5 protein-coding genes are annotated in these 6,172 nt (G+C 70.2%); all 5 read left to right on the forward strand.

Annotation, left to right across the window (positions count from 1 at the left end):
* The first annotated feature begins 77 nt into the window (after positions 1 to 77).
* The 5 genes from tal to pgl all read left to right on the forward strand — a co-directional run bounded on the left by tal (position 78) and on the right by pgl (position 6,160).
* The gene (gene tal / locus ACSW7Y_RS05095) at positions 78 to 1,190 is read left to right on the forward strand and encodes a transaldolase (protein ID WP_438125250.1); all 1,113 of its coding nucleotides are present in this window, start codon (positions 78 to 80) and stop codon (positions 1,188 to 1,190) included.
* Between the two features lies 1 nt (position 1,191).
* A complete protein-coding gene (locus ACSW7Y_RS05100; RefSeq protein ID WP_438125251.1) occupies positions 1,192 to 2,790 on the forward strand; it encodes a glucose-6-phosphate isomerase in 1,599 nt (532 codons plus the stop codon).
* A 22-nt stretch (positions 2,791 to 2,812) separates the two neighbouring features.
* Positions 2,813 to 4,351 (forward strand): glucose-6-phosphate dehydrogenase, encoded by a 1,539-nt coding sequence (zwf, locus tag ACSW7Y_RS05105; protein WP_438125252.1) that lies wholly within the window; start codon positions 2,813 to 2,815, stop codon positions 4,349 to 4,351.
* On the forward strand, positions 4,348 to 5,292 hold the full coding sequence (locus tag ACSW7Y_RS05110; RefSeq protein ID WP_438125253.1) for a glucose-6-phosphate dehydrogenase assembly protein OpcA: 945 nt from the start codon (positions 4,348 to 4,350) through the stop codon (positions 5,290 to 5,292). Before zwf ends, ACSW7Y_RS05110 begins: the two co-directional genes overlap by 4 nt.
* Positions 5,293 to 5,389: 97 nt before the next feature.
* Positions 5,390 to 6,160 carry a 6-phosphogluconolactonase gene (pgl, locus tag ACSW7Y_RS05115; protein ID WP_438125254.1) on the forward strand — a complete coding sequence of 257 codons (771 nt, stop codon included), beginning with the start codon at positions 5,390 to 5,392 and terminating at the stop codon, positions 6,158 to 6,160.
* Positions 6,161 to 6,172: the final 12 nt, after the last annotated feature.

Raw genomic sequence — 6,172 nt, forward strand, 5'->3', positions numbered from 1 at the left:
CGCGGCTCGGCTCCGCCGCCACGCCTCCCGGCCCACAGACCACGGCCAGACGGCCGATGAAGGAAGAAGACACACACATGGCTGAGACCACCCCCACCGCCGCCCTCTCCGAGGTCGGCGTCAGCATCTGGCTCGACGACCTCTCGCGCGAGCTCCTCGAGACCGGCAAGCTCGAGCAGCTCATCGCCGAGAAGAACGTCGTCGGCGTCACCACGAACCCGACGATCTTCGCGTCGGCCCTCGCCAAGGGCGAGCGCTACGACGCGCAGGTCAAGGAGCTCGCCGCCGCGGGCACCGACGTCACCAGCGCGATCTTCGAGATCACCACGCAGGACGTCGCGAACGCCTCCGACGTGTTCAAGCCGATCTATGACGAGACCAAGGGCTTCGACGGCCGCGTCTCGATCGAGGTCGAGCCGGGCCTCGCGCACGAGACCCAGAAGACCATCGAGCAGGCGAAGTTCCTGTTCGACAAGGTCGGTCGCGAGAACGTCCTCATCAAGATCCCCGCGACCGTCGAGGGCCTCGAGGCCATCACCGAGGTCATCGGTGCCGGCATCTCGGTGAACGTCACCCTGATCTTCTCGCTCGAGCGCTACCGCGCCGTCATCGACGCCTACCTCGGTGGGCTCGAGAAGGCCAAGGCCGCCGGCCACGACCTCTCGAAGATCCACTCGGTCGCCTCGTTCTTCGTGTCGCGCGTCGACTCCGAGATCGACAAGCGTCTCGACGCCGTCGGCACCGACGAGGCGAAGGCCCTCAAGTCGAAGGCCGGCATCGCCAACGCGCAGCTCGCCTACCAGGTCTGGACCGAGGCGTTCGCGACCGAGCGCGCCCTCGGCCTGCTCGAGTCGGGTGCGAACACGCAGCGTCCGCTCTGGGCCTCCACCGGTGTCAAGGACCCGTCGCTGCCCGACACGCTCTACGTGACCGAGCTCGCCGCGCCGAACACCGTCAACACGATGCCGGGCAAGACGCTCGACGCGACGTTCGACCACGCCGAGATCCACGGCGACGCCATCGCCGGGTCGTACGACGCCGCGCAGGAGGTCCTCGACCAGATCGCGGCGCAGGGCATCAGCTACGACGAGGTCGTCGCGCTGCTCGAGAAGGAGGGCGTGGACAAGTTCAACGTCTCCTGGGGCGAGCTCGTCGACACCGTGAAGACGGCCCTCGAGGGCGCGAAGTAGCGTGACCGTCTCCATCGCCGCCAGCGGCGCAGCTGCACGGGCCATCGACACGGTGGTCCCGCAGCTCGTCGCCGAACTGGTGGCGTCGGGCATCACGGCGCAGGACCCCGAACTCTGGGGACCTGCCGCCGAGCCGGAGGCGTCGAAGCGTCTCGGGTGGACGGAGGCCGTCGCGGTCTCGCGTCCACTCGTCGCGGAGATCACGGCGCTGCGCGAGCAGCTCGCCGCCGACGGGGTCGACCACGTCGTCCTCGCCGGCATGGGCGGCTCCTCGCTCGCGCCCGAGGTGATCACTCGGACGTACGGCGTCCCGCTGACGGTGCTCGACTCGACCGACCCGGCGCAGGTCCGGGCGGCGGTGGGACACGACCTCGAGCGCACCGTGCTCGTGGTCTCGTCGAAGTCCGGCTCCACCCTGGAGACGGACTCGCAGCGTCGTGTGTACGAGCGGGCGTTCCGTGACGCGGGGATCGATCCCGCGTCACGGATCGTCGTCGTCACCGACCCGGGCTCCTCGCTCGAGCAGCTCGCACACGACGCCGGCTACCGCGTGTTCACCGCGGATCCGAACGTCGGCGGACGGTTCTCGGCGCTGACCGCGTTCGGCCTCGTGCCGTCCGGACTCGCCGGAGCCGACATCGCCGAACTCCTCGACGAGGCGGACGCCGTCTCGGTGCTCCTCGCCGTGGACACCGACGAGAACCCGGGCCTGGTCCTCGGCGCCGCGCTGGCCACCCTCGACCCGGGCGTCGCGAAGATCGGCATCGTGCCCGACGGCACGCACATCGTCGGTTTCGGCGACTGGGTCGAGCAACTCCTCGCGGAGAGCACGGGGAAGGACGGCAAGGGGCTCCTCCCCGTCGTCCTCGGGCCCGACTCCCCCGAGCTGGCCGCGGGTCTGACCGACCTGCAGGTCATCCGCATCGTGGGATCCCGCGAGGACGAACGCCACGTCGCCGAGGGTGAGGTCGAGATCGACGGCACCCTCGGTGGGCAGTTCCTCGTGTGGGAGTACGCCGTCGCCGTCGCCGGACGGCTCATCGGCATCAACCCGTTCGACCAGCCCGACGTGGAGGCCGTCAAGGTCGCGACCCGTGCGCTGCTCGACGACCGCCCGGCGCCCACCGAGCCCGCCTTCACCGAAGGCGGAACCGACGTCCGCGCGACGGCGGGTCTGTCGGTCGGGACGACGATCGCGGAAGCCGTGACGAGCCTCCTGGCCGAACTCGACGCGGCCGGCTACCTGGCCGTGCAGGCCTACGTGGACCGCACCGCGAACGGCGGCCTCTGGTCGCTCCGCGACGCCCTCGCGGCGCGCAGCGGCCGCCCGGTCACCCTCGGGTACGGGCCCCGCTTCCTGCACTCGACCGGTCAGTACCACAAGGGCGGACCCGCGAGCGGCGTCTTCCTGCAGATCGTGGCCGACGAGGCGGCGGATCTTCCGATCCCGGGGCGCTCGTTCACGTTCGGCCGACTCATCCAGGCCCAGGCCGCCGGCGACGCGAGCGTGCTCGCGCAGCACGGCCGGCCGGTCCTGACCCTCACGACGACGGACGTCGCCGCTGCCACCGCAGCCGTGCGCGCCGCCGTCACCCTCTGACTCGTAAGGAGTTCACCGACTCATGTCACCGGTGGCGATCACCCCGGAGCACAACCCGCTCCGGTTGCCGACCGACCGACGTCTGAACCGGATCGCGGGACCCAGCACCCTCATCATCTTCGGCGTGACGGGTGACCTGTCGCGCAAGAAGCTGATGCCCGCGGTCTACGACCTCGCGAACCGGGGGCTGCTGCCGCCCGGGTTCGCGCTCGTCGGGTTCGCCCGGCGCGACTGGGAGGACCAGGACTTCTCCCAGCTCGTGCACGACGCGGTCCGGGACCACTCCCGCACCCCCTTCGACGAAGCCGTGTGGAAGCAGCTCGAACAGGGCATCCGCTTCGTGCAGGGCTCGTTCGACGACCCCGAGGCCTTCCTCGAGCTCAAGCGCACCGTCGACGAGCTCGACGCCCAGCGCGGCACGCTCGGGAACCACGCCTTCTACCTCTCGATCCCGCCGAAGATGTTCCCGGTCGTGACCGAGCAGCTCAAGGTCTCCGGCCTCACCGAGAAGCGCGACGGCTCCTGGAGCCGCGTCGTCGTCGAGAAGCCGTTCGGTTCGGACCTCCGCACCGCACGCGAGCTGAACGCCATCGTCGAGAGCGTGTTCGCTCCGGACGACGTGTTCCGCATCGACCACTACCTCGGCAAGGAGACCGTCCAGAACCTGCTGACGCTCCGCTTCGCGAACCAGATGTACGAACCCATCTGGAACTCGAACTACGTCGACCACGTGCAGATCACGATGGCCGAGGACATCGGTGTCGCCGGACGTGCCGCGTACTACGACGGCATCGGCGCGGCCCGCGACGTCATCCAGAACCACCTGCTGCAGCTCCTCGCCCTCACCGCGATGGAGGAGCCCGTCTCGTTCAAGGCCTCGGACCTCCGCGCCGAGAAGGAGAAGGTGCTCTCCGCGGTACGGCTGCCGGAGGACCTCGCCACGGCGACGGCCCGCGGGCAGTACGCCGGCGGGTGGCAGGGCGGCGAGAAGGTGCTCGGGTTCCTCGAGGAAGCGGGCATGAACCCCGAGTCCACGACCGAGACCTACGCCGCCATCAAGCTCGACATCGCGACCCGTCGCTGGCAGGGCGTCCCGTTCTACCTGCGCGCCGGCAAGCGACTCGGCCGCCGTGTCACCGAGATCGCGATCGTGTTCAAACGCGTCCCCGAGGACGTCTTCGGCATCCCGCAGTCGCCCCTCGGCCAGAACGCGCTCGTCATCCGCGTGCAGCCGGACGAGGGCGTCACGCTCCGCTTCGGCTCGAAGGTCCCCGGCGTCGGCACCCAGGTGCGTGACGTGACAATGGACTTCGGCTACGGCCACGCGTTCACCGAGGCCTCGCCGGAGGCGTACGAGCGACTCATCCTCGACGTGCTCCTCGGCGACCCGCCCCTGTTCCCCCGCCACCAAGAGGTGGAGCTGTCCTGGAAGATCCTCGACCCGATCGAGGAGTTCTGGCGGCAGCAGGGCCAGCCCGAGCAGTACCGTCCCGGCACGTGGGGTCCGGCGTCCGCCGACGCCCTGCTCGCCCGCGACGGCCGGACCTGGAGGCGTCCATGAAGATCGACATGCCGAACACCACGGTCTCGAAGATCCAGAAGAAGCTCGTCCACATCCGCGAGGAGGGCGGTGCGGTCGCACTCGGCCGTGTCCTCACGCTGATCATCTCGACCGCCCTCGGACACGAGGAAGAGGCGATCAACGCGGCGAACGAGGCGTCCCGCGAGCACCCGATGCGCGTCATCATCGTGTCGAAGAACGAGGGTGACACGAAGTCCCCCGGCCGGCTCGACGCGCAGATCCGCGTCGGCAGCGACGCGGGTGCGAGTGAGGTCATCGTGCTCCGCGCCTACGGCGAGACGGCGACCGACGAGGAGAGCCTGGTCACGGGTCTCCTGCTCCCCGACGCGCCCGTCGTCGCGTGGTGGCCCGACGCCGCGCCGTCGCAGCCGTCCGAGTCCGCCCTGGGTCGCATCGCCCAGCGCCGGATCACGGACGCCGCGGCGCAGAAGGACCCGAACGAGGCCATCGCGGCACTCGGCGAGTCCTACGTGCCCGGCGACACCGACTTCGCGTGGACCCGCCTGACCCTCTGGCGCAACCAGCTCGCCGCGGCGCTCGACCAGCCGCCGTACGAGCCGGTCACCGCGGTCGAGGTCTCCGGTGCGTTCGACAGCCCGTCGACGATCCTCCTCGCGGCCTGGCTGCAGTTGCGGCTCGAGGTGCCGGTCTCCGTCGTCACGTCGCCGCGTGCGACGGGGTCGAGCGGCATCCACGGGGTCAAGCTCGTCCGCGAGACCGGGGCCATCGAGCTCGAGCGTTCCCTGGTCGACGTCGCGACGCTGTCCATGCCCGGACAGCCGACGCACGACCTCTCGCTGCCGCGCCGCAACCTGCGCGACTGCCTGGCCGAGGAACTCCGTAGACTCGACCCGGACGTCCTCTTCGGAGACGTCGTCAAGCACGGGGTGCCCCAGCTGCGCGAGTCCATCGCAGGCTGAACACCCCGATCGACCGGTCCGTCCGCACCCGCGGGCGGACCGGTCGGACCGAAGGCGGTCCGCACGCCGGCCTGCCGACCTCGAACACGGGAGTCACGTGACCAACGAACGACGGGTGCTCGTACACCCCGACAAGCAGGCCCTCGGCGCGTCGGTCGCCGCACGCTTCATCACCAAGATCATCGACGTGCTCGACGAGCAGGAGCGCGCGGACATCGCCATCAGCGGCGGTTCCGTGTCCACGCTCGTCCTCGCGGCGATCGGGCAGTCGCAGGCTCGCGAGAGCGTCGACTGGTCGAAGGTGCACGTGTGGTGGGTCGACGAGCGCTGGGTGCCCGCGGGTGACGCCGACCGCAACGACACCGGCACCAAGGCCGACTTCTTCGACCACGTCGACATCCCCGAGGCGAACATCCACCGGATCGCGACCTCGGACGCCGGGCTCTCGATCGAGGACGCCGCGCTCGAGTACGAGCGTCAACTCCAGGACGCCGCTCCCGAGGGTGCCGTCGCTCCCCGGTTCGACATCACGCTGCTCGGTGTCGGCCCCGACGGTCACACCGCGTCGCTGTTCCCCGAGTTCCCGCAGCTCGCCGTCACCGACCGCGCCGTGCTCCCCGTCGACGACTCCCCCAAGCCGCCGCCGCAGCGCCTCACGCTGACCTTCCCGGTCATCAACGCGTCGCAGCGGGTGTGGGTCATCCTGTCCGGCGCCGAGAAGGCGTCCGTGCTCGGTCTCGCCCTGGCCGGCGCCGCGGTGGACGAGGTCCCCGTGGGTGGCGTGCAGGGCCGCAAGCGCACCGTGTTCTTCGTGGACCCGGACGCCGCTCGCGACGTCCCCGAGAACCTCATCGCGTCGACGTACTAGACGCGACCCCCT

Source organism: Curtobacterium flaccumfaciens, from assembly GCF_051548005.1.
In the GTDB taxonomy this organism is placed as follows: Bacteria; Actinomycetota; Actinomycetes; order Actinomycetales; family Microbacteriaceae; genus Curtobacterium.

Excerpts from the sequence above, each read along its gene's own strand:
- zwf (WP_438125252.1), top strand. The coding sequence starts at position 2,813 with ATGTCACCGGTGGCGATCACCCCGGAGCACAACCCGCTCCGGTTGCCG.
- tal (WP_438125250.1), top strand. The coding sequence starts at position 78 with ATGGCTGAGACCACCCCCACCGCCGCCCTCTCCGAGGTCGGCGTCAGC.
- ACSW7Y_RS05110 (WP_438125253.1), top strand. The coding sequence starts at position 4,348 with ATGAAGATCGACATGCCGAACACCACGGTCTCGAAGATCCAGAAGAAG.